The sequence below is a fragment of the Hylemonella gracilis ATCC 19624 genome (assembly GCF_000211835.1).
Lineage (GTDB): Bacteria > Pseudomonadota > Gammaproteobacteria > Burkholderiales > Burkholderiaceae_C > Hylemonella > Hylemonella gracilis.
Window position 1 is genome coordinate 1 of the sequence record NZ_AEGR01000079.1, and the last position, 22,342, is coordinate 22,342.

Annotated in this window: 14 protein-coding genes; 7 read left to right on the top strand and 7 right to left on the bottom strand. The window is 64.3% G+C overall.

The genetic code is table 11. From position 1 onward, the window contains the following. Positions 1-90: 90 nt before the first annotated feature. The gene (aceE, locus tag HGR_RS12310; RefSeq protein WP_006298596.1) at positions 91-2,820 is read right to left on the bottom strand and encodes a pyruvate dehydrogenase (acetyl-transferring), homodimeric type; all 2,730 of its coding nucleotides are present in this window, start codon (positions 2,818-2,820) and stop codon (positions 91-93) included. Positions 2,821-3,123: 303 nt separating this feature from the next. Between aceE and HGR_RS12315 the strand changes: the two genes are divergently transcribed. The 3 genes from HGR_RS12315 to folD all read left to right on the top strand — a co-directional run bounded on the left by HGR_RS12315 (position 3,124) and on the right by folD (position 7,386). Next, positions 3,124-5,835 (top strand): PAS domain-containing sensor histidine kinase, encoded by a 2,712-nt coding sequence (locus HGR_RS12315; RefSeq protein WP_006298597.1) that lies wholly within the window; start codon positions 3,124-3,126, stop codon positions 5,833-5,835. After that, on the top strand, positions 5,832-6,458 hold the full coding sequence (locus HGR_RS12320; protein ID WP_006298598.1) for a response regulator transcription factor: 627 nt from the start codon (positions 5,832-5,834) through the stop codon (positions 6,456-6,458). The genes HGR_RS12315 and HGR_RS12320 overlap by 4 nt, the downstream gene beginning before the upstream one ends. A gap of 76 nt (positions 6,459-6,534) precedes the next feature. Continuing rightward, positions 6,535-7,386, top strand: a complete 852-nt coding sequence (folD, locus tag HGR_RS12325; RefSeq protein ID WP_006298599.1) for a bifunctional methylenetetrahydrofolate dehydrogenase/methenyltetrahydrofolate cyclohydrolase FolD — start codon at positions 6,535-6,537, stop codon at positions 7,384-7,386. Positions 7,387-7,473: 87 nt separating this feature from the next. On the opposite strand, the gene HGR_RS12330 is transcribed toward folD, so the two are convergent. Beyond that, on the bottom strand, positions 7,474-8,454 hold the full coding sequence (locus HGR_RS12330; RefSeq protein WP_169312701.1) for a DMT family transporter: 981 nt from the start codon (positions 8,452-8,454) through the stop codon (positions 7,474-7,476). A 78-nt stretch (positions 8,455-8,532) separates the two neighbouring features. On the opposite strand from HGR_RS12330, the gene HGR_RS12335 reads away from it, so the two are divergent. Continuing rightward, complete coding sequence (locus HGR_RS12335) at positions 8,533-9,504, top strand: LysR substrate-binding domain-containing protein (protein WP_006298601.1); 972 nt, start codon at positions 8,533-8,535, stop codon at positions 9,502-9,504. Between the two features lie 36 nt (positions 9,505-9,540). Here HGR_RS12335 and HGR_RS12340 read toward each other — a convergent pair whose 3' ends face one another. Continuing rightward, complete coding sequence (locus HGR_RS12340) at positions 9,541-10,026, bottom strand: RidA family protein (RefSeq protein ID WP_006298602.1); 486 nt, start codon at positions 10,024-10,026, stop codon at positions 9,541-9,543. 106 nt (positions 10,027-10,132) lie between these two features. Here HGR_RS12340 and HGR_RS12345 point away from each other — a divergent pair, with 106 nt between their 5' ends. Then, the gene (locus HGR_RS12345) at positions 10,133-11,557 is read left to right on the top strand and encodes a tetratricopeptide repeat protein (protein WP_006298603.1); all 1,425 of its coding nucleotides are present in this window, start codon (positions 10,133-10,135) and stop codon (positions 11,555-11,557) included. A gap of 104 nt (positions 11,558-11,661) precedes the next feature. Beyond that, positions 11,662-13,776 carry a M3 family metallopeptidase gene (locus tag HGR_RS12350; RefSeq protein WP_006298604.1) on the top strand — a complete coding sequence of 705 codons (2,115 nt, stop codon included), beginning with the start codon at positions 11,662-11,664 and terminating at the stop codon, positions 13,774-13,776. A gap of 90 nt (positions 13,777-13,866) precedes the next feature. Here HGR_RS12350 and HGR_RS12355 read toward each other — a convergent pair whose 3' ends face one another. After that, positions 13,867-14,190: a hypothetical protein gene (locus tag HGR_RS12355; protein ID WP_006298605.1), complete on the bottom strand. Its 324-nt coding sequence runs from the start codon at positions 14,188-14,190 to the stop codon at positions 13,867-13,869. A gap of 139 nt (positions 14,191-14,329) precedes the next feature. After that, on the bottom strand, positions 14,330-15,007 hold the full coding sequence (rpiA, locus tag HGR_RS12360) for a ribose-5-phosphate isomerase RpiA (protein ID WP_006298606.1): 678 nt from the start codon (positions 15,005-15,007) through the stop codon (positions 14,330-14,332). Positions 15,008-15,074: 67 nt separating this feature from the next. Between rpiA and HGR_RS12365 the strand changes: the two genes are divergently transcribed. Beyond that, a complete protein-coding gene (locus HGR_RS12365; RefSeq protein WP_006298607.1) occupies positions 15,075-16,187 on the top strand; it encodes a quinone-dependent dihydroorotate dehydrogenase in 1,113 nt (370 codons plus the stop codon). A gap of 43 nt (positions 16,188-16,230) precedes the next feature. Here the strand turns inward: HGR_RS12365 and HGR_RS17380 are convergent, their stop codons facing one another. Together HGR_RS17380 and HGR_RS12370 are read right to left on the bottom strand one after the other, a co-directional pair. Continuing rightward, positions 16,231-16,707, bottom strand: a complete 477-nt coding sequence (locus HGR_RS17380; RefSeq protein WP_138922517.1) for a hypothetical protein — start codon at positions 16,705-16,707, stop codon at positions 16,231-16,233. 16 nt (positions 16,708-16,723) lie between these two features. Continuing rightward, a complete protein-coding gene (locus HGR_RS12370) occupies positions 16,724-22,330 on the bottom strand; it encodes a hemagglutinin repeat-containing protein (RefSeq protein ID WP_138922518.1) in 5,607 nt (1,868 codons plus the stop codon). Positions 22,331-22,342: the final 12 nt, after the last annotated feature.

Genomic DNA, 22,342 nt, shown 5'->3' on the forward strand with positions numbered 1-22,342 from the left:
GATGACCGCCACCGACTCGAAATCACCGATGTCGGGTACCTTGATTTCTACGAGAGCCATGTCTACGTCTTCCTCTGTGGGTGCTTGCGATCAGGCGTGCAGCGGATTGATCTTGTCCGTCTTGATGCCGTACTTGGCGATGGCCTCGGCCACCTTGGCCACCGGCAACGTGCCCTCGTCGGCCAGGGACTTGAGTGCGGCCACCACGATGTAGTGGCGGTTGACCTCGAAGTGCTCACGCAGCTTGCTGCGGAAATCGCTGCGGCCAAAGCCGTCCGTGCCCAGCACCTTGTAGGTGCGGCCTTTCGGCAGGTAGGGACGGATCTGCTCGGTGTAGTTCTTCACGTAGTCCGTGGAGGCGATCACCGGGCCGGCATGCGGCTCCAGCTGTTGGGTGACGAAGGGAACGCGGGCCTTTTCCGTCGGGTGCAGCAGGTTCCAACGCTCGGCGTCCTGGCCGTCGCGGGCCAGTTCGTTGAAGCTCGGGCAACTCCAGACGTTGGCGGCAACGCCCCAGTCCTTCTCCAGCAACTCCTTGGCGAACATGGATTCGCGCAGGATGGTGCCGGAGCCCAGCAGGTTGACCTGCGGTGCGCCCTTCTTGCCAGCGATCTTCTTGTCGGCCTCCTGCAGCAGGTACATGCCCTTGATGATCTGCTCTTCCGTGCCAGCCTTCAGCCCGGGCATGGCGTAGTTCTCGTTCAGCAGGGTGATGTAGAAGAAGACGTTGTCCTGCTTCTCCACCATGCGCTTCAGGCCGTGGTGAATGATGACGGCGACTTCGTGCGCGAAGGTCGGGTCATAGCTGACGCAGTTCGGGATGGTCGAGGCCAGCACGTGGCTGTGGCCGTCTTCGTGTTGCAGGCCTTCGCCATTCAGTGTCGTGCGGCCCGACGTGCCGCCCAGCAGGAAGCCGCGCGCCTGCATGTCGCCAGCCGCCCAGGCCAGGTCGCCCACGCGCTGCAGGCCGAACATCGAGTAGTAGATGTAGAACGGCACCATGATGCGGTTGTTCGTCGAGTACGACGTCGCCGCGGCGATCCACGAGCAGATGCCACCCGCCTCGTTGATGCCTTCCTGCAGGATCTGGCCCGCCTTGTCCTCGCGGTAGTACATCACCTGGTCCTTGTCGACCGGGGTGTACTTCTGGCCTTCGGGGTTGTAGATGCCCACGGTGCGGAACAGACCTTCCATGCCGAAGGTGCGTGCCTCGTCCACCAGGATGGGCACCACGCGCGGGCCCAGGGCCTGATCGCGCAACAGCTGCGTGACGAAGCGCACATACGCCTGCGTCGTGGAGATCTCACGTCCCTCGGCGGTCGGCTCCAGCACGGCCTTGAAGGTGTCCAGGGACGGCACGGTGAACTTCTCGGTCGACACCGTGCGGCGCTTGGGCAGGTAACCGCCCAGGGCCTTGCGGCGCTCGTGCAGGTACTTCATTTCCGGCGTGTCATCGGCCGGCTTGTAGAAGGGCACCTTGTCCAGTTCACTGTCGGGAATCGGGATGTTGAAGCGGTCGCGCATGTAGCGCACGTCGTCGGCGCCGAGCTTCTTGGTCTGGTGCGCGGTGTTCTTGCCCTCGCCCGCCTTGCCCATGCCGTAGCCCTTGACGGTCTTGACCAGCATCACGGTCGGGCCACCGGTGGTGGTGTGCGCCTTGTGGAAGGCCGCGTAGACCTTCTGCGCGTCATGACCGCCGCGGCGCAGGTTCCAGACCTCCTGGTCACTCATGTGGGAGACCATCTCCAGCGTGCGCGGATCGCGGCCGAAGAAGTTCTTGCGCACGTAGGCGCCGTCATTCGCCTTGAAGGCCTGGTAGTCGCCGTCCAGGGTGTCCATCATCAGCTTGCGCAGGGCGCCGTCCTTGTCCTTGGCCAGCAGCGCATCCCACTCCTTGCCCCAGATCAGCTTGATGACGTTCCAGCCGGCGCCACGGAATTCACCTTCCAGTTCCTGGATGATCTTGCCGTTACCACGCACCGGGCCGTCGAGGCGTTGCAGGTTGCAGTTCACGACGAAGACCAGGTTGTCCAGCTTCTCGCGCGCGGCCAGGCCGATCGCGCCCAGGCTTTCCGGCTCGTCCATCTCGCCGTCACCGCAGAAGACCCAGACCTTGCGCTGGCTGGTGTCCGCAATGCCGCGTGCGTGCAGGTACTTCAGGAAACGCGCCTGGTAGATGGCCATGATGGGACCCAGGCCCATGGACACCGTGGGGAACTGCCAGAAGCCCGGCATCAGCTTGGGGTGCGGGTAGCTGGACAAGCCCTTGCCGTCCACTTCCTGGCGGAAGTTCAGCAGTTGCTCCTCGGAGATGCGGCCTTCCAGGAAGGCGCGGGCGTAGATGCCGGGCGCGCTGTGGCCCTGGATGTACAGCAAGTCACCGCCGTGGGTGCCGCCCTCGTCCGTGTTGTCGGCGTGCCAGAAATGGTTGAAACCGGCCGCGAACATGTGGGCCAGGGATTGGAAGGAACTGATGTGTCCGCCCAGGTCACCGCCATCGGCGGGGTCCAGGCGGTTGGCCTTGACGACCATGGCCATGGCGTTCCAGCGCATGTAGGCGCGCAGGCGGCCTTCGAGTTCCAGGTTGCCAGGGCTGCGGGCTTCCTGGCCGGGTTCGATGGTGTTGACATAGCCCGTGGTGGCGGAAAAGGGCATGTCGATGCTGTGCTCGCGGGCGTGCTCCAGCAATTGCTCCAGCAGGAAGTGCGCGCGCTCGGCACCCTCCTGCTCGATCACGGCTTCCAGCGCGTGTTTCCACTCAAGGGTTTCCTGGCTGTCCTGATCGGCAGCATCCAGGCGGTTTTGGGGCAGGGCTGACATGGCGAGGCTCCTCTCATCAGTCTTACGTTCGGGGAAAAAACCAGCGCGCTCGAATGCGTCCGCCCGCGCGTGCTGCTTCAGACAGCTGGCGAGTTTCGCACAATTCATGACGATTTCAAATTGCGACCATCAATTCCACAAGATGAATTAACCCGTCAGACCGAGCAGTTAGACCGGCTAAGCCTGCCCAGCGGTCACACCCATGCAGGGCATGTCCCGCGAACGCCGCGCCCGCATACACTGCGCCTGACATCGTCTTGGCGACTCGCGCCATTGTCTCCCTGTTGCCCCCAGTTTCACCCCATGTTCACGCCTTTCGCCAAGCTTTACGCCGGCCTGCTGCGCGTCCTGCCCATCCCACAGCGTCTGCGCGAATGGTGGAACCGGCAAGCCCCCCACCGGCAGGACCGCTACGCCATGCTGGCGCCCCTGGTGGCGGTGCTTTTTTTCTTCACGGCCATCGTCGTCGCCGTGGGTTATCTGCGCATCGAGGAAATGGAACGCGAGCAGGAAGCCCTGCGCCGCGACGTGGAATATGCCCAGCAACGCCTGCGCTTGCGCTTGCTGGAGCGTCAGGAAGACCTGACGCGGTTGGCGCAGCAAATCTCGAACCAGGAACTCAGCACCACCCAGTTCCGGCACCGGGCCGAGGTGATCTTGCACCTCTATCCCGAAATCCAGGGGCTGAGCTGGGTCACACCCGTTTCCGGCCGCGCTAGCTCACCCTCGAACGCGGCGCCCGGCGAACGCTTCCGATTGCGCGCCAGCCAGGGTTACAGCCCCGCCGCGCAGGCGCTGGCGAACTACCCCAGCGCCACGGCATCAGCATCAGCATCGCTCACCGGCAGCCTCGACGCCTTTGCCCAGGCACGCGAACTGCACCAACCCGCCTACGCCCGCCCCTGGTTGATGTCGGCCGATGGACCGTCTTGGCTCAACCTGTTCCTGCCCTTGCAGATCCAGGGCCGGTTTGGTGGCGTGCTGCTGGCGGAATACTCCGTCGACGCTCTGTATGACTACAGCATTTCCGCCGATGTTTCCGCGCGTTACGCCACATCGCTGCGCAGCGCCAGCGGCCAAGTCCTCGCCGGCAGCCGAGTGCCTCGCCCGAAAGCGGCAACGAGCAGCAACGGCCTGACGGCCTGGCTGGGCTGGGCCGGCCAGGCCGAGCAACAGGTGCTGGTGTCACCGGCTGGCACCGGCCTCGTACTGCACGCCCAGGCTTACCGGGCCTCGCAAGGCTTGATCGGCAGCAGCCTGTTTTGGCTGGTGACGATGCTCAGCGTGATGACCGCCTGGATGCTGATCGCCAACTGGCGGCACACCCGCCGCCGCGTCCAGGCCCAACGGGCGCTGCTGCTGGAAACCAGCTTTCGCCGCGCCATGGAAAACTCCATGCCCACGGGCATGCGCGCGCTCGATCCGCAGGGCCGCATCACCTATGTGAACGCGGCGTTCTGCGCCATGACCGGCTGGAGCGAGCAGGAGCTGGTGGGGGCCATGCCGCCCTTCCCCTTCTGGCCAGAAGACTCCCACGAATTGCTGGCTGCCCGCCTGGAGGACGAGCTGCAGGGCCGCATCACCTCCAGCGGCCTGCAGGTGCGCATCCAGCGCAAGGACGGCTCGCTGTTCGACGCGCGCATCCACGTCTCGCCCCTGATCGACGCCAACGGACAGCAAACGGGCTGGATGACCTCGATGACGGACATCACCGAGCCCAACCGCGTGCGCGAGCAGCTGTACGCCTCCTATGAGCGCTTCACCACCGTGCTGGAGGCGCTGGACGCCTCGGTCTCGGTCGCGCCCCTGGGCGGCGGTGAACTGCTGTTCGCCAACAAGATGTACCGGCAGTGGTTCGGCGATCAAAACCTCGGTCATGTACAGCTCTCCAGCCAGGCAGGCCATGGGGGCATGGACACACCCGCTGGCGCCGCCGCGCGCGACCGGGACAACCAGGACGCGGTGGACGACCTCGCCGGCCTGCCGGCCAGCAGCCTGCTGGACGCGGCCGACGATCCGGCCGAGGCGGAAAACGCCGAGATCCACGTGGAGACGCTGGACAAGTGGCTGGAAGTACGCACCCGTTACCTCACCTGGGTGGACGGCCGCCTGGCGCAGATGGTCATCGCCACCGACATCACGCCGCGTCGCCGCGCGGAGGAACAGGCCGCCGCCCAGGCGGAACGAGCGCAGACGGCCAACCGACTGATCACCATGGGTGAAATGGCTTCCAGCATCGCGCACGAGCTGAACCAGCCGCTGGCCGCGATCACGAATTACTGCAACGGCATGATCTCGCGCATCCAGGCTCGGCAAATCACCGAGGAAGACCTGCTGGGCGCGCTGGACAAGACGTCCCGCCAGGCCCAGCGCGCGGGCCAGATCATCCAGCGCATCCGCGCCTTCGTGAAGCGCAGCGAGCCCAAGCGCGTGGCCTTCGAGGCGGGCGCCCTGGTGGACGAAGCCATTGAACTGGCCGACATCGAATTGCGCCGCAACAACGTGCGCCTGACACGGCAAATCGCCGACGGCTTGCCGAACCTGATGGTGGACCCCATCCTGATCGAGCAGGTGCTGATCAATCTGCTCAAGAACGCGGCCGAGGCCATCGTCCAGGCCAGGCGCCCCCTGCCCCAGCGGCGTATCGACTTGCAGATTCAGGCCGCCGAGGTCGATGGACGGCCAGTGGTCGAGTTCGTCGTCACCGACCGCGGCCACGGCATCGCACCGGAAATGATGGGACACCTCTACGAAGCGTTCCACACGACCAAGGCGGGCGGCATGGGCATCGGCCTGTCCTTGTGCCGCTCCATCGTCGAGTCGCACCAGGGCCGGATGCGGGCGGAGAACCTCTACAATGGCCCGCAGGCAGGAACGGAGGCGCCGGAGGTCGTGGGTTGCCGCTTTTCCTTCTGGCTGCCCCTGGAGCCAGAACCTGCCCGTGAAGCAACAACAACACGCGGAGACAAACCGCCATCGCCATCGCCCCAGGAAGATGACAGGATAAGAACATGAGCTTGATCCCCAAGAAAGGCACCGTGTATGTCGTGGATGACGACGAGGCGGTGCGCGATTCCCTGCAATGGCTGCTCGAGGGCAAGGACTACCGGGTACGCTGCTTCGACTCGGCGGAGTCCTTTCTCTCCCGCTACGACCCACGCGAAGTCGCTTGCCTGATCGCCGACATCCGCATGGACGGCATGACTGGCCTGGAACTGCAGAACCGGCTGATCGAGAAACACTCCCCCCTGCCCATCGTCTTCATCACCGGCCACGGCGACGTGCCCATGGCGGTGGACACCATGAAGAAGGGTGCGATGGACTTCATCCAGAAACCCTTCAACGAAGCGCAGCTGTTGGACTTGGTGGAACGCATGCTGGACCGCGCCCGCGCGGCCTTCAGCGAACACCAGCTGGCCGCCGACCGCGACGCCCTGCTGGCCAAGCTCACCACCCGCGAAAGCCAGGTGCTGGAGCGCATCGTCGCCGGCCGCCTGAACAAGCAGATCGCCGACGACCTGGGCATCAGCATCAAGACGGTGGAGGCGCACCGCGCCAACATCATGGAAAAGCTCAACGCCAACACGGTCGCCGACTTGCTCAAGATCGCGCTGGGCCAGAACGCCATCAAAGCCTGATTTCCACCCTCCCCCTCAACGCCCGCTGCCCTCGCACAGCGGGCGTTGTCACTTTGACACCACACGCGCCACCACCATGACCGCACAACTGATCGACGGCATCGCCCTTTCCAAACAGCTCCGCAGCGAGGTCGCCCAGCGCGCCGCCGCGCTGACCGCACGCGGGCGTCAACCCGGTCTGGCCGTGGTCCTGGTCGGCGACAACCCGGCCAGTCAGGTCTACGTGCGCAACAAGGTCAAGGCTTGCGAGGAAAGCGGCATCCGCTCGGTGATGGAGAAGTACGACGCCACGCTGAGCGAGGCCGACCTGCTGGCGCGCATCACCGCCCTGAACACCGACCCCACCATCCACGGCATCCTGGTGCAATTGCCCCTGCCCGCCCACATCGACGCGCAGAAAGTCATCGAGGCCATTTCGCCCGACAAGGACGTCGACGGTTTCCACGTCGCCAGCGCCGGCGCGCTGATGACTGGCCTGCCCGGTTTCTGGCCCTGCACCCCGCATGGCTGCATCAAGATGCTGGAGCACATCGACTACGACCTCAAGGGCAAGCACGCCGTGGTCATCGGTCGCAGCAACATCGTGGGCAAGCCGATGGCGCTGATGCTGCTGGGCAAGAACGCCACCGTCACCGTCTGCCACAGCGCCACGAAAGACCTCAAGGCCCAGACCCTGCAAGCCGACGTGATCGTCGCCGCTGTCGGCAAGGCCAAGATGCTGACGGCGGACATGGTCAAGCCCGGCGCCGTGGTCATCGACGTGGGCATGAACCGCGACGAGCAAGGCAAGCTCTGCGGTGACGTGGACTTCGAGCGCGTGAAGGACGTCGCGTCCTGGATCACCCCCGTGCCCGGCGGCGTCGGCCCCATGACCATCACCATGCTGTTGGTCAACACCCTGGAAGCGGCGCAGCGCGCGGTGGGCTGAACCCGGGCCGGTCCTCGACCGAAGCACTTGCGACGCAAGACCACCAGGTCGGGTGCCGCCGCCTCCGGCCTGCGTCTCACAGCAGCATCAGTGGGCGCGGGCGCGAACCCGGGGCTCCTGAGCTGCCCGCGTCACCAACCAGAGCCCGGCCGCGACCGGCACAATGCCCAGCAAATCGCTGTCGTGCAGGGGCTCGCCCAGCATGGCCCAGCTCATCAGCAAGCCCGTGGGCGGCATCAGGAAGTGCAAGGCACTGGCTTCGGTGGCGCTGCGCGTGCGCAGCAGATGCAGCCACAGCAGGTAGGCGACGATCGAGACCAGGCCGACCATCAGCGTGAAGCTCACGACGAAGGTCGGCGTCCAGTGGATCGACTGGTCTGCTTCCAGCCATGTAGCCAGCGGGATCAACAACAGGCCGGACACTCCCACCTGCACCGCATTGTTCAGCAGCAGGTCCACCCCCGCCAGTTCAGACTGCCAGCGTTTGAACAGCAAGGTGCCGGCCACCAGCGACAAGGCCCCTGCACCAACCAGCACCACGCCCAGGGCGCTATCGTCCTGTAGACCCAGGCGCCGCCAGACGATCCAGCACACCCCCGCCAGGCACAGCAGCAGCCCGGTGACGCGCCGCCCGTCCAGGCGCTCGCCCAGCAGCAGGCTGGCGGCCAGCGCCACCCAAACGGGGTTGGTGCTGATGATCACGCTGCTCAGACCCGAAGACAGGTGCAGCATGCCGGACCAGCCCAGCCCCAGGTAGAGGGCGTTGTTGCACAGGCCGATGAGTGCCAGCAACACCCAAGGCCGCCAGGCACGGCCCCGGTCGCCAGCGCCTGGATCGCGCGGCAAGAACGGCGTCCCCCGACGCCAGGCCCGCAGCGCCAACCAGGCCAGCATCAGCGCCGAGGCGAGCAGAAAACGCAGGCAGAGGAATTGGAGGGGCGGCGCATCGCGCAAGCCCAGCTTGGCCAGCGGGAAGGCTGCGCTCCAGCACAGGCAAAAGGCCAGCACCTGGGCTAGGTAGGTCGGAGAAGTCGAGGGCTGGGATGCAGCAGGCAGGGTGTCAGACATGGCCGGCATCCTAGGCAGTCCGGCATAAATCGTAAAATGAAATGATCAGATTCGATACATTCATAAAGTCAATTCATCATGCAGCTCGACCTGGACCTGTTGCGCACCTTCACCAGCGTGGTGGACACCGGCGGCTTCGGCAGCGCAGGCCTGCGCGTGCACCGCAGCCAGTCGACGGTCAGCCAGCAGGTGCGCAAGCTGGAGGAACTGACGGGCAAGACCTTGCTGCTGCGCGACCGCAACGGCGTCACGCTCACCGACGACGGCGAACTGCTGCTGGCTTATGCGCGCCGCCTGCTGGCCCTGCACGAAGAGGCGACGAACGCGCTGGGCGAGCAGACCCCGACGCATGTGTTGCGTGTGGGGGTGGTGGAGGACTTCGCCGGCACGGCCTGGATGCACACCCTGGCGGACTTCGTGCGTCAGCGCCCGGCGGTGCGGCTCGAAACCGTCTGCGATCTGTCCATGCACCTGCAGCGCCAGTACGCGCGAGGCCAGCTTGACCTCATCGTGGCCAAGGACGTGGTGCCGCCGGGCATGCACAGCCCCATCGCCCTACCTGCGGACTGCGAGGTGGTCTGGAGCGAGCCTCTGCGCTGGATCGCCGCTGAGAACTACCCGCCCCCCGAGGCCCAGACGGCGTCCCTGCCTCTCGTGCTCTTCATGCCGGGCTGCGTCTACCGCCAGGCCGCCATCCAGTCGCTCGAGCTGGGTGGCCGCGCCTGGCATGCCGTGCTCAGTACTCAGAGCCTGCACGGCCTGCAGGCCGCCTTGCGCGCCGGCATGGGCCTGAGCCCGCTGAACGCGGCGGCGGCGCATCTGCACAGCGGATCGCCTGGGCGTGGCACCAACCTGGATGCCGAGCTGGTCGTACTGGACGAAAACCGCCATGGCCTGCCGCCGCTGGGCCACAGCCGTTACCTGCTGCGCTTGGCGCGCCCGGGCACCGCGGCCGAGGACGACCTGCAGTTGCTTGCGCAACTGGTGCGGCAACAGGTGCTGCGCTGGCATGCGCAGCACAGCGCCCCGACGGCAGCACTCGCGGCCTGAACGATCACCGTGGGGCACGAACAACCGGCGTGCGCCTCACTCCACCCCAAACACGAAGTCGATCTCCACCGCCGCGCCCTTGGGCAGTTGCAGCACGCCCACCGAGGTCCGCGTGTGCACACCCCGCGATCCGAACACCGCGTACAAGGCCTCCGAGGCGCCGTCGGCCACCTCGCTCTGCTGCGTGAAGTCCGGCGCGCTGCGCACGAACACCGAGATGCGGGGCACCGAGCGGATGTCCGCCAGGCTGCCCAGCGCCGCCTTGGCCAGGGCCAGCGCGCGCAGGGTGCAGATAGCGGCGGCACGGCGCGCGCTGCCCAGGTCGATGGCCGCGTCGGGCCCGCTGCCGACCACGCCGACGAAATGCACCTGATCGCCGATGCGTGGAATCTGCCCGCTGACGTACAGCAGCTTGCCGTCCCGCAGCACGGGCACATACTGGCCACCGATCTTGATGGCTTCGTTCACGGGAAAGGCATGCGTCGAAGCCAGTTCCACATAGGCCAAGTCAGGATGCGTCACGCTTCACTCCGGTCAATTCGACAAACGTTTGAGCCGTCGGCACCATAGCGCATTTCGCCCCGTTTTTCTCTCCCTTGCCGAGCGCCAGAGCCCGCAGAATCCCCGCATGGTTTCCCCACGCGCCACACCCGCCGAAACGCTCGAGCAACTCTTCACACAAGGCAACCAGTACCTCGCCGCAGGCGACATGGCCGCAGCGGCCACCGCCTACCGCGCCGCGCTGGCCATCGACCCCACGCAGGCCGCCTTGCATGGCAACCTGGCCCTGGCGCTGGACGAAGCGGGCGATGCGCAGGCGGCCGACCACCACTACCGCCAGGCCCTGGCGTTGGAGCCCGAACAGGCCCAGCTCTGGATCAACCACGGTGTGCTGCTGTTGCAGGGCAAGCGTTTGGCCGAGGCCGAGGCGGCGCTGCGCCAGGCCCTCGCGCTGGCACCGCAAGACGCGTCCGCACTGAGCAACCTGGGCGTGCTGCTGGCCCAGCAGTACCGCGACGAAGAAGCCGAGACGACGATGCGCACCGCCCTGCGGCTGCACCCCACGTACCGCAACGCGGCCTACAACCTGGGCTACCTGCTGCTGCGCCAGGGGCGCCTGGAAGAGGGCTGGCTACGCCTGGAGCAACGCGACCGGCACGGCGCGCTGGCCGAACGCTTGGCACGGCAGTTGCCCTGCCCGCGCTGGCAGGGCGAACCGTTGCAAGGCCGCTCCCTGTTGATCGCGCTCGAAGCGGGCCATGGCGACATGGTCCATTTCTGCCGCTACGCCGCCCTGGCCAAGGCCGCAGGTGCCCGGCGCGTCACCGTGCTGTGCCACCCCGCCTTGGTCAGCCTCTTCGCCACGTTGGACGGTTGCGACCAGGCCCTGCCCTTCGACCAGGAGTTGCCCGGCTGCGGCAACGGGCTACCACCCGATTTCGACTACTGGGTGCCGCCCTTGAGCTTGCCCTACCTGTTCACAACCCGCCCCGACACCATTCCCGCGACCCTGCCCTATCTGCACGCGGACCCTGCGCGGGTAGTGCGCTGGGCGCCTCGGCTGGCAGCACCGACGGGCGTGCTGAAAGTCGGCCTGGTCTGGAAAGGCAATCCCAATTTCGAGAACGACACCGAACGCTCCCTGCCCAGCCTGGCCACCCTCGCGTCGCTGGGCCAGATACCCGGCGTGGTGTTCTACAGCCTGCAGAAGGGCGCGGGCGAGGACGATGCCAAGGCCCCGCCTACGGGACTGGCCCTGACGCCGCTGGGCGGCGAGCTGCAGGACTTCGCCGACACCGCCGCTGTCATCACCCAGCTGGACCTGGTGATCACCGTCGACACAGCCGTCGCCCACCTGGCCGGCGCCCTGAACAAGCCCTGCTGGGTGCTGCTGCCCTGGTACCTGCCCGACTGGCGCTGGTTCCAAGATCGGGACGATTCGCCCTGGTACCCGGGCGTGGTGCGCCTGTTCCGCCAGCCCGCGATGGGCGATTGGCCCAGCGTGGTGACACGGCTTGAAGAGGCATTGCGGGATCGGGCGGGCAGCGCTTGATCCGCACCGGCCTTCGAGGCGAGTCGCGGCAAGCGCGGAAGTACGGCCCGCGCCGTGAAGGCCTTAGCCACGCCGGGGCTTGAACTGCGGCCGGATACCGCAAAATGTCGGACATGACCGCCTCCACCACTGCCGCCATCGACCCCCCCAACCCCTTGCTGGACGCTTCCGGCCTGCCGCTGTTCGACCGCATCCGCCCCGAGCACGTGGCTCCGGCGCTGGACACCCTGCTGGCCCAAGTCGAAACCGCGCTCGACACCGTGACCCAGCCGGACTACCCGGCCGATTGGAAAACCATCGCCCGGGTGCTGGACGTGGCGACCGAGAAACTGGGCCGAGCTTGGGGCACGGTCAGCCACCTCAACGCCGTGGCCGACACGCCTGAGCTGCGCGCCGCCTACAACGCCGCCCTGCCCCGCGTCACCGAGTTCTGGACCCGACTGGGTTCGGACGAAAGGCTCTATGCCAAGTACAAGGCCATCGCCCCCGAGAGCCTGAACGCGGAGCAGCGGCAAGCCCACAAAAACGCATTGCGTGGCTTCGTGCTCGGCGGCGCGGAACTGCAAGGCGCGGCCAAGGAACGCTACGCGCAAATCCAGGAAGAGCAGGCCGAGGCCAGCCAAAAGTTCAGCGAGCATGTGCTGGACGCCACCGACCAGTGGGCCTACTACGCCACGGCCGATGAACTGGACGGCGTGCCCGAGGACGTGCTGCAGGCAGCCCGCGCTGCGGCCCAGGCCGATGGCCGGGATGGCTACAAGCTCAGCCTCAAGATGCCCAGCTACCTGCCGGTGATGCAGTTCGCCAAGAGCAGTGAACTGCGCCGCCGCCTCTACCGCGCCTTTGTCACCCGCGCCTCTGACCAGGCGGAGGCCTACGCCCCGGGCAAGGACGGCACGGTGATCGACGGCAAGCAGTACGACAACACCGCGCTGATCGGCCAGATCCTCGCCCTGCGGCACGAAGAGGCGCAATTGCTGGGCTACCGCAACTACGCGGAAGTCTCCGTCGCGCCCAAGATGGCCGACACGCCCGAGCAGGTCATCACCTTCCTGCGTGACATCGTGGCCAAGGCCCGGCCCTATGGCGAGCGTGACGTGGCCGACCTGCGGGCCTTCGCCGCGCAGGAACTGGGCATCACCATCACCGACCCGCAACCCTGGGACTGGAGCTACATCAGCGAAAAACTCAAGGAAGCGCGTTACGCCTACAGCGAGCAGGAGGTCAAGCAGTACTTCACCGCGCCGCGCGTGCTGGCCGGCCTGTTCAAGATCGTGGAAACCTTGTTCGAGGTGGAGATCCGCAAGGACAGCGCGCCCGTCTGGCACCCGGCGGTCGAGTTCTACCGCATCGAACGTGGCGGCCAGTTGCTGGCCCAGTTCTACCTGGACCAGCCCGCCCGCGCCGGCAAGCGCGGCGGCGCCTGGATGGACGACGTGCGCACGCGCTGGCTGCGGCCGGACAACGGCCAGCTACAGACACCCGTCGCACACCTGGTCTGCAATTTCGCCGACGGTGTTGAAATCAATGGGGTTCGCAAGCCGCCGCTGCTGACACACGACGACGTCATCACCCTGTTCCACGAATTCGGCCACGGCTTGCACCACATGCTGACGCAGGTGAACGAGCGCGACGTCTCGGGCATCAGCGGCGTGGAATGGGACGCAGTGGAACTGCCCAGCCAGTTCATGGAGAATTTCTGCTGGGAATGGGAAGTGCTGCGCCACATGACGGCCCATGTCGACACCGGCGAACCCCTGCCGCGCGCGCTCTACGACAAGATGATCGCGGCCAAGAACTTCCAGAGCGGCATGCAGACCCTGCGCCAGATCGAGTACTCGCTCTACGACATGCTGCTGCACACGGCGGGCGCACAACCCGACTTCATGGACCTGCTGCGCCAGGTGCGCGCGGAGGTGGCTTTGCTGCCCGCGCCGACCTTCAGCCGCACGCCGCACACCTTCAGCCATGTCTTCGCGGGCGGTTACGCGGCGGGCTACTACAGCTACAAATGGGCCGAGGTGCTGAGCGCTGACGCCTACGCGGCCTTCGAGGAAACCGCCGGGCCAGACGGCACGCCCAGCGTGGAGACCGGGCGCAGGTACCGACAGGCCATTCTGGAAGCCGGCGGCTCACGCCCAGCCATCGAATCGTTCAAGGCCTTCCGGGGACGCGAGCCGAGTCTGGAGGCGCTGTTGCGACATCAGGGCATGGCATAAAAACCTACGGGCAAGCAAAAAGGCGACCTTTCAGGTCGCCTTTTTTGATTGGTTCCGCAGTCAGCCCGAGCGAATCGGGCCATCTTTATCTCAAGCGGCAATCACACCGATGGCCGAAGACGCCATCGCATTATTTGCTTCCGTATCCGCAAATACATAACCACGTTCAAGCAGTTTCCTCGTGTAGTACTTGTTGTACATGAAAGCCCACACCAGGGAGATGAAGAACGCGCCGATTCCCAGGGTCATCACGGCAATGATCACGGAAATGACGAATCCGCCAATGAACGTGATGAAGTCCCCCCGAAACAAGGCGGGGAAGAACCCGAAAATCAGCGTGGTCCAAGAAAAGCCGTAATAGCCATCTTTCAGGACTCCGGTTTCTTTGTGCTTCATCGGAATACGAGTCGCCATATCTACCTCCTTGAATTGATAGGCATTGTTAGAAGTTCAAACGCGATGTTGAAGTAATCGTGCGTAAAACGCGGCATGGATACTAGCAAACCTTCGCGCAGGGCCAATAGGTCTCTCTCTTGAGGTCTTCATTGACCACTCATGCCGCATAGTTCAGAACCCGGACGCCGCTCGCCGTCCCCAGCAGGCAAATCTGGGCCCGCTGATGGGCGAAGACCCCCACCGTCACCACGCCCGGCCACTGGTTCACCTCGGATTCGAAGGCCAGCGGGTCGCGGATCTGCAAGCCCCGCACGTCCAGGATGTGCTGACCGTTGTCGGTCACCAGGGGCACGCCGTCTTTCAGGCGCAGCGTGACGGTGCCGCCCATCGCCTCGAACTGGCGGGTGATGCGCCGCGTGGCCATGGGGATCACTTCCACCGGCAAAGGGAACTGGCCCAGCACCTGAACCAGCTTGGACTCGTCCGCGATGCAGACGAAACGCCGCGCCTGGGCCGCGACGATCTTTTCGCGCGTGAGCGCCGCGCCGCCGCCCTTGATCATGCAGCCCGCGCCGTCGATTTCGTCCGCGCCGTCGATGTAGACGGACAGCTCGCCCACCTCGTTCGCATCGAATACCGGAATGCCGATGGCCTTCAGTCGCTCGGTGCTGATCACGGAGCTGGACACCGCGCCCTTGATCTGGTCCTTCATCGAAGCCAGTGCATCGATGAACTTGTTGACCGTGGAACCGGTGCCGACCCCGACGATGTCACCGGGAACCACATACTGCAGCGCGGCTTGGCCGACCAGGGTTTTGAGTTCGTCTTGGGTCATGAAAGGAGTTGGAGAGAGATAAAAAGAAGGACGCGGAAACCGAAAACGGTTCTGGGACAATTATCCAATGTCCTTCCCATCCTCCCTGCTCCCCTACGCCCTGCCCCGCGCCCTGCTGTTCAAGATGGACGCCGAGGCCGCGCACGATTTCACCCTCGACATGCTGGCCCGCACGCAGAACACGCCGCTGGCCTGCGCCTACCGCCAGACCCGCGTGGAGGACCCGATCACGCTCGCGGGCCTGACTTTCCCCAACCGCGTGGGCCTGGCCGCCGGCCTGGACAAGAACGCGCGCTGCATCGACGCCTTCGCGTCCATGGGCTTTGGTTTCGTCGAAGTCGGCACCGTCACGCCCCTGCCCCAGCCCGGCAACCCCAAGCCGCGCATCTTCCGCCTGCCCCAGGCGAACGCGCTGATCAACCGCCTGGGCTTCAACAACGGGGGGCTAGACGCCTTCATCGCCAATGTGCAGAAGGCCAAGTTCCGCCAGAGCAACGACCGCCCTGCATTGCTGGGCCTGAACATCGGCAAGAACGCCGCCACGCCCATCGAGCGCGCCACGGACGATTACCTCAAGGGCCTGGAAGGCGTGTACCCGCATGCCGATTACGTGACCGTCAACATCTCCAGCCCGAACACCAAGAACCTGCGCAGCCTGCAAAGCGACGAAGCGCTGGACGCCTTGCTTTCAGCCATCGCCGCGCGGCGCGAGCAATTGGCACAACAACATGGCACGCCCAATGGCCAAGGTGGCGTGACGCCGCGTCGTGTGCCCATCTTCGTGAAGATCGCGCCCGACCTGGACGAGGCGCAAGTGCAGTTGATCGCCGCCACGCTCAAACGCCAGGGCATGGACGGCGTGATCGCCACCAACACCACCCTGGCCCGCGATGCGGTGTCAGGCCTGACGCATGCAGAAGAGACCGGCGGCCTCTCCGGCGCGCCCGTGCTCGAAGCCAGCAACCGCGTCATCCGCCAGTTGCGCGCCGCGCTGGGCAAGGACTTTCCCATCATCGGCGTGGGCGGCATCCTGAGTGCGGAGGACGCGGTCAGCAAGATCGAGGCGGGAGCGGATGTGGTGCAGATCTACACCGGGTTCATTTACCAGGGGCCGGGGCTGGTGAGGGCGGCGGCGGAAGCAATCAAGCGCCAGCTACCGATGAGTCTTTCCGCGCCTTGAACACAAAAACAGCCAAATCAGCAGTACTTCAAATGCGGGCTAATCAGCCCCAGGGCGCATTGGATTTCCCAACCTTCCATCCATCAGGGTATTTATATTCAACATATAGGTTCATAGGACCAAAAATGTGAAACATCTCGTCGTCTTCAGCCGACACACAGATAAAGTCAATAAAAAAATCGTTATCCAGTTTGACGCGAATATCTAGTTCTGAAACTGCCTCTATAGACAGGATAGCCCCTAGTTCTAAATTCTGCAGTCGATCATCCAACTCATTAATCGAATCTACTACATCTAGACTACCGCAAATTACCGCCCCATTTTGGACAATCCTCCAAGCAGCCGAATAGGTGCCAATCTCCCATTCACCATAAAACGCATCTACGGCTTTGGATTTTGTATGAGGAATTCTTACGCCAAATCCCAAACTGAGACTGCGCCCATGACCAACACGTTTTCTACAACATCGCTTCCCAATTAAATCTAGAAATGAATTTTCTATTTCTTTATCAATAGACATTACTAACCTCAAATTTTTATTTCAACCAACCAGGAATATCTTTACCGGCTTGAGTGTACAAGTCACGAGCGTCCTGCTTGAGTTGTGTCAATGTTCTGTCGCCAGACCCGCTTTCTTTAGCATCATGAAAATCACGTCGGGCATCTTTTCCAAGATCACGCTCAATGCGTTTCGCAATATCCTTGGCAGTTTTTTCCGATGCTGGTTGATCATCTTTGCTCCGTTGGTCGTCATCCCCACCATCCGGCGGCATGCCATATGTATCAGCAGGCAGTGTCGCCTCCGCACCTCCGAAAATAGGATTGATATCCCCCATCGTTGGCCCATTAGAGCCACTCTGATTGGCCGCACTAACAATCACCTCTAGTGCAGCTACGCCCGTCGCTCCGACTGCCTCTACGCAAGCAGGTGACGCCAAACATTGCCTGGCAACCGACGCACCACCGAATTCAACTCCCGCCAAGACTGCCCGCATGGCCAGAGTCCCGTTGTTCGCAGCCTCATTCAATCCAGCCGTCGCTCCTGCCGCCCCGCCCACGAGAGACCCAGAACCGGCCGCAACCAATTGAGTCATTGCCTGCGCTGCCGCCAATGGCACCCCTTGCTGAATCAAAAACGCCTGCACATGCGGCGCGGTCATACTGCTCAATCCCGCACCCAGTGCCGCACCTGCGCCTCCACTGAGGCCACCAATCAACGCATGCCCCGCCGCACGGCAGCTACCGTCCGGCCCCCAGCAACTGGCCGATTCTTCGTCCTTATTCTTGACCGCTTCCAAGAACTGAGTATTGGCATATGTGCCCCAGGCCGTGGTCGCTTCTCTTCCAAACGCCTGGGTGATCGCCACCTGCGCACCCAGCTCTGCCTGCACCTCCGCCAGATCAAAGTTGTTGGCGATGCCCGTTTCCTTGTCTCCCGTCCTCGCCGCCTGGTTGCCCGCGATGCCGCTGATGGCCGATTGGGTGGTTGACGAGTCCCGGTCGCTGACGCTGCCGTAGCCCGCGCTGCTGCTGCTGCCCACCCCCACGCTGGTGGATTCCGCGCTGTAGCGGGCCTCGTTCTCCAGGTCCCTCAGCGTCAAGCTTGCGGTTTGGAAGGTGTTCTTGCCGCCATCCACCGCTTTATCCGTGCTGGTGATGGCCCCGCCGATCAGTTCGGTGTTGCCCTTGACGTTGACCTGGAAGCCGCCATCCCCCGCCCTGAAGCCGCTTTGCTGCCCTACGCTCGCGTAATCACTCTCGATGCGGGTCTCGCCGTAGCTCGCGCTCGCGCTGCTGGTGCCCGTACCGATGAACATGCTGCCCCCGCTGCTGGAGCCGCGCTCGTCATACGTCGCCTGGTTTTGCAGGCTCTCAATCGTCAGGTCGCCCCCGATGTTGGCCGTGATCTGGTTGGCCTGCGCCACCGCCCCCACCAGCGAGGTGTCTCCCCCGCTGTTGATCTGGATACGCTGCCCCGCCTTGATCACGCTGTTGGTGTAGGCCGTTTCGCTGCCGTCCCCATTCATCTGGCTGTTGGCAAAGCTCGCCATCACGCCAAACCCGTTGTTCTGCCCGCCCATGGTGTAGCCCACGCCGATGCTGGAACTGCTGCTGTCTTGGCTGCTGTGCTGCTCCCGGTCGTTGCGCGCCGCCAGCAGCGCGATGTCTCCCTCGGCGTTGAGACTGATGTTCTTCGTGGCGTCGATCACGCTGCCCTGAACCAGGATGTCGCTGTCCTTGCCCGCGCCTCGGGCGTTCAGGCTGATGTTGCCACCCGCCGTCAGCTTGCTGCCGCTCGATCCATTGGCCTGCGACTCCGACGTGCTTTCGCTATGGGATGAACCCATGCTCAGACTGAACGTCACGCTCGCCGCTTGCTCCGGGTTCTTCGCCAAGGAGTTTTTATCTCCCATCTGGTTGTAGCCCTGCAGCGCCAGGCTCGCCGCCCCCAGGGCTTTCATGCGACCACTGTCGGTGGTTTGAATCGCCTGCGTGCTGCTTTCCAAGCCCTGCATCATGCCCATCAACGGGGTGCTCATGCCCAGACTCAGGCCGCTGCTGCTGGATTCCTGGTGGCTGTAGCTGCTGCTGGTCTCTCGCGCCTCCACGATCTGAATGCGCTCGGCGTCGACCGTGATGTCGCCCTTGGGCGTTTCCAGGCTGCTGCCCACCTGGGTGTAGTTGTTGCCCGCGCTCAGCGACAAGTTGCCCGCGATCGACCCAACCCTGCTGCCCACCGCCTGCGTCTGCGTGCCCCGTTGCTCCATCGATTGGCTGGAATTGCCCACCGTGGCCGACATCCCGCTCGCGCTGAATCCGCCCTTGGTGTCCTTGCTGTAGCTGTCTTGGGCACTTTGCGTCTCCACCGCCAGGATGCTCAGGTTCTCTCCCGCCGCGATGCTGACATTGAAGTCACCCGCCACATTGCTGCCCGCTATCGTGACGTCGCCATCAGCGCTGATGTGCACCTCATCCCCGCCCCAGTCGCTCGCCTGCGCTGCGGTGTAGCTACTGCTGGTCATGCGCGTGCTGCTGCTGGACGACAAGGTACCGCTGGCCTTGCCGTGGCTGCCCACCTTGTTGCTGTAGGTGGCTTCGCCCGCCTCGATGGTGATGTCATTGCCCGCGCTGGCGATCAGCACGCCTTCGCCCTTGCCTTCGCCTGCCTGCACGCTGGCGGCGCGGCTGAAGATGTCGTTGCCCGCATTCAGCACGATGTTGCCCAGCGCGCTGATTTGGCTGCCCACCTCCTGCGTCTCGCTCGTGCGCGCGTAGTTGCGGCTGTAGGTCATCTGGCCGTTTTCCGTGCTCAGCACTTCCGAGCCAGCGGGTGCCTTTCTGGTCTTGGTCTCGCCCGTTTCCGGGTCGACCTTCGTGGTGCTCTTGGTCTTCTTGTCGTAATAGACGTCGCTGTAGCTGCCGGTCTCCAGCGTCTCCAAATTGATGTCGTTGCCCGCCTTCAGGCCGATGTCGCCCGCGCTTTGGAGGATCGCGCCCACCAGGTTGATGTCGTTGCCCGCGCTGGCCACCAGCACCCCGTCGGGGTTGGACACATACAAGGCCGCCACCCGGTCCACGTACTGTCCGCCAAAGGTGGCGCTACCGCTCCTGCCCACCTTGGATTCACTGTGGCTCTCGGTGGTGGTGCTGGCGATTTCGATGTCGCCGCCCGCCTTGAGGGACAGCGCGGTCTGCGCGCCGATGCTGCCACCGATGTTGCGGATGTCCTCCTCGGCCTCCAGAAAGACGGCGCCCCCCGTGATGCCGCCCCCCAGGTTGTTGATGCCCTCGGCGCTGATCTGCACCACCTGCCGCCCGGCGATGCTGCCGGTGTTGAGCAGGTCTTCCTCCACGTCGATGATCACCTTGCGCCCAGCGATCACGGAAGTGCTGCTACCGCCAAACAGCAGGCCATCCTCACTGAGGTCGCCCTTCTTGGGCGCGAGATAGACCTGGGGCACCAAGGCAAGGGTCGTGCTGCCGTCGGGCAGCGTCACCGTGCGCTCCACCAGCCAGACGATGTCGCTGGTCAGGGTTGCGACTTGCGCCGCGGTGAGCGTCACGCCAGGCACCAATTGATGTGCCTGCGCGAACGTCGCCCCTGACTCCATCAGCGCCTGGTATTGCGCTTCATCATCGCTGTAGTCCCCCAGGAAGCGCTGGCCCGTGAGCTGCGCCACCTGTTCACGCACGAGGCGCTGTTCGTAGAAGCCGTCGCCCAGGCGCTTTTGCGTCGTCGTCGGATCAGACCCCATGGCTTCCAGCAGGTAGTCGCTGCTGCGCCACTGGCGCTGGTTGGCAAAGCGCGGATCGGTTTCAACGAGGTAGCCACTGCCCGGCTTGGCGGGCTGAAACAGGGCGTTGCTCGGCAAGGCCGTCAGCGGGGGAAGCGCCGAACCCGGCACGGGCGCGTTGGTCGAAGGCGGCAAGATCGTCAGCGCCGGGAGCGTCGAAGTCGGCGCCTTGGCGCTCGCTGCCGCCGGAACGGCCAGGCCTGTGCTGCTGCCAGAAGTGGCAGTGTTTTGCGCATAGCGCGAGACGGTCAGTGAGACCGTGCGAGGAATGGGCTCGTTGAAGGGTAACGGGTCTTTCCAGCCGTGCTCGTTCCAGCAACCGCTGACGTCGCATTCCCTGCCAGTCACGCCGTAAGCAATGAAGTCGCCGCTACGACGGTCGTTCACTTGAACCTCGGTGGCCCGATTGGTCACGCTCTTACCCGTGATGCTCAGCGAGCCGCCTGCGAGGATGCTGCTGTCTTGGTTGAGCGCGTTGACGCTGGCGCGGATCGTCATGTTCCCGCCGCTGAGAATCTGCCCGGGCTTGCTCTGCGTGACCGTGACGGTCTGTGCGGTTTCGGTGTAAGTGCGGTAGCTGCGGTATTCCTGGTCCTGCGTCAAGACGGTGGCGCGCATGTCTTGGACGGCGTTGTTGAGTTTTATCCATGGAGCAGCCTGAGCTTCCCAAGCCGCCATGGCCTCGGGAGTGGGATAAACCAAGATGCTGTCATCACCGTTCGACTGAACGTACGGCTTAGGCCTCGGCCCTGGATCAGGCCAACTGGGTGCCGTAACCTTCATATCCGCCCAAATCGGATCATTCGGTTGATAGGCAAAAACCTCATCTACCCTGGTCGAACCACCCTCACTGTCTGAAGAGACATACCCATCCGTAAAAGGATCTGGACCGTCGTAGTACTTCTCGTACTTTGGATCGCCGAACTGGCTATTGCGCGGGACGATGTAGTACCTTTTGCTAGTCCAGCCGATCTCACCGTCCTTGAGCGTGCCTCCCGAGGTGAACAGTTCACGGTGACTGGAGGTCGCACCGTCCCTGACCTCCCAACGCAGGTCGGCGTTGGTGTTGCGCAGCTCGCCCACGGTCAAGGTCATCGCGCCCAAACTCTCGATGGTCGCACCGTCGTTGTGCAGCAGCTTGGCTTCACCTTGCGCCTGACCGTTGGCATTGAGCGCACCGCCTATGCGCAAGGTGTCCGCGCTGAACAGTACGGCATCGCTCCGGTTGTTGATCTGCTGCGCACCCAGGTCCAAGCTTTCACGCGCAGCGATGATCGAACCGCTTTCATTGACCAGTTGACCGCTGGCCTGGATGCCCAAGGCATCACCGTAGATGCGGCCTTGCTGGGTGTTGAGCACGCTCGCTGCCTCAATGCGGACTTGGCTGCCGTCCAACACCCCCCGGTTCTCCAACGCTCCACCGATGCGCAGGTCCGCGCGCTTTCCCGCCACCACCGCCCCAGCCTGGTTATCGAGACTCTCGCTTTGCAGCGTCAGCACCTCGTCCCCCAACAACCGGCCGCTGTTGCGCAGTGAGCCTTGCACCGTGACATCCAGCGTGTCGCCCTGGACCAGGCCCTGGTTCACCAGGGAGCCGCCAGAGTTCACCCAAGCGGCCCCACCTGCGGCCACGACCCCGCTGGTCGTGTTCGTGATCTCCGCAGCAGTGAGGCTCATGTCTGCGTCCGACTGCAGCGTGCCACTGTTGGTGAAAGCACCCGCCACCGCGATGTCCACGGCTTCGCGGATTTGCAACTTGCCCTGGTTGTCCAGCGTCTGCGACTCCAGCGCCACACTCACGCCATCGACCACGCCCTGGTTGAGCAAGCCCGTATCGGAGTGAATCACCGCGTCCTTTGC

Bases quoted from the DNA above. Each gene is read 5' to 3' on its own strand.
- aceE (WP_006298596.1), bottom strand. From the start codon at position 2,820: ATGTCAGCCCTGCCCCAAAACCGCCTGGATGCTGCCGATCAGGACAGC.
- HGR_RS12315 (WP_006298597.1), top strand. From the start codon at position 3,124: ATGTTCACGCCTTTCGCCAAGCTTTACGCCGGCCTGCTGCGCGTCCTG.
- HGR_RS12320 (WP_006298598.1), top strand. From the start codon at position 5,832: ATGAGCTTGATCCCCAAGAAAGGCACCGTGTATGTCGTGGATGACGAC.
- folD (WP_006298599.1), top strand. From the start codon at position 6,535: ATGACCGCACAACTGATCGACGGCATCGCCCTTTCCAAACAGCTCCGC.
- HGR_RS12330 (WP_169312701.1), bottom strand. From the start codon at position 8,454: ATGTCTGACACCCTGCCTGCTGCATCCCAGCCCTCGACTTCTCCGACC.
- HGR_RS12335 (WP_006298601.1), top strand. From the start codon at position 8,533: ATGCAGCTCGACCTGGACCTGTTGCGCACCTTCACCAGCGTGGTGGAC.
- HGR_RS12345 (WP_006298603.1), top strand. From the start codon at position 10,133: ATGGTTTCCCCACGCGCCACACCCGCCGAAACGCTCGAGCAACTCTTC.
- HGR_RS12350 (WP_006298604.1), top strand. From the start codon at position 11,662: ATGTCGGACATGACCGCCTCCACCACTGCCGCCATCGACCCCCCCAAC.
- HGR_RS12355 (WP_006298605.1), bottom strand. From the start codon at position 14,190: ATGGCGACTCGTATTCCGATGAAGCACAAAGAAACCGGAGTCCTGAAA.
- rpiA (WP_006298606.1), bottom strand. From the start codon at position 15,007: ATGACCCAAGACGAACTCAAAACCCTGGTCGGCCAAGCCGCGCTGCAG.
- HGR_RS12365 (WP_006298607.1), top strand. From the start codon at position 15,075: ATGTCCTTCCCATCCTCCCTGCTCCCCTACGCCCTGCCCCGCGCCCTG.
- HGR_RS17380 (WP_138922517.1), bottom strand. From the start codon at position 16,707: ATGTCTATTGATAAAGAAATAGAAAATTCATTTCTAGATTTAATTGGG.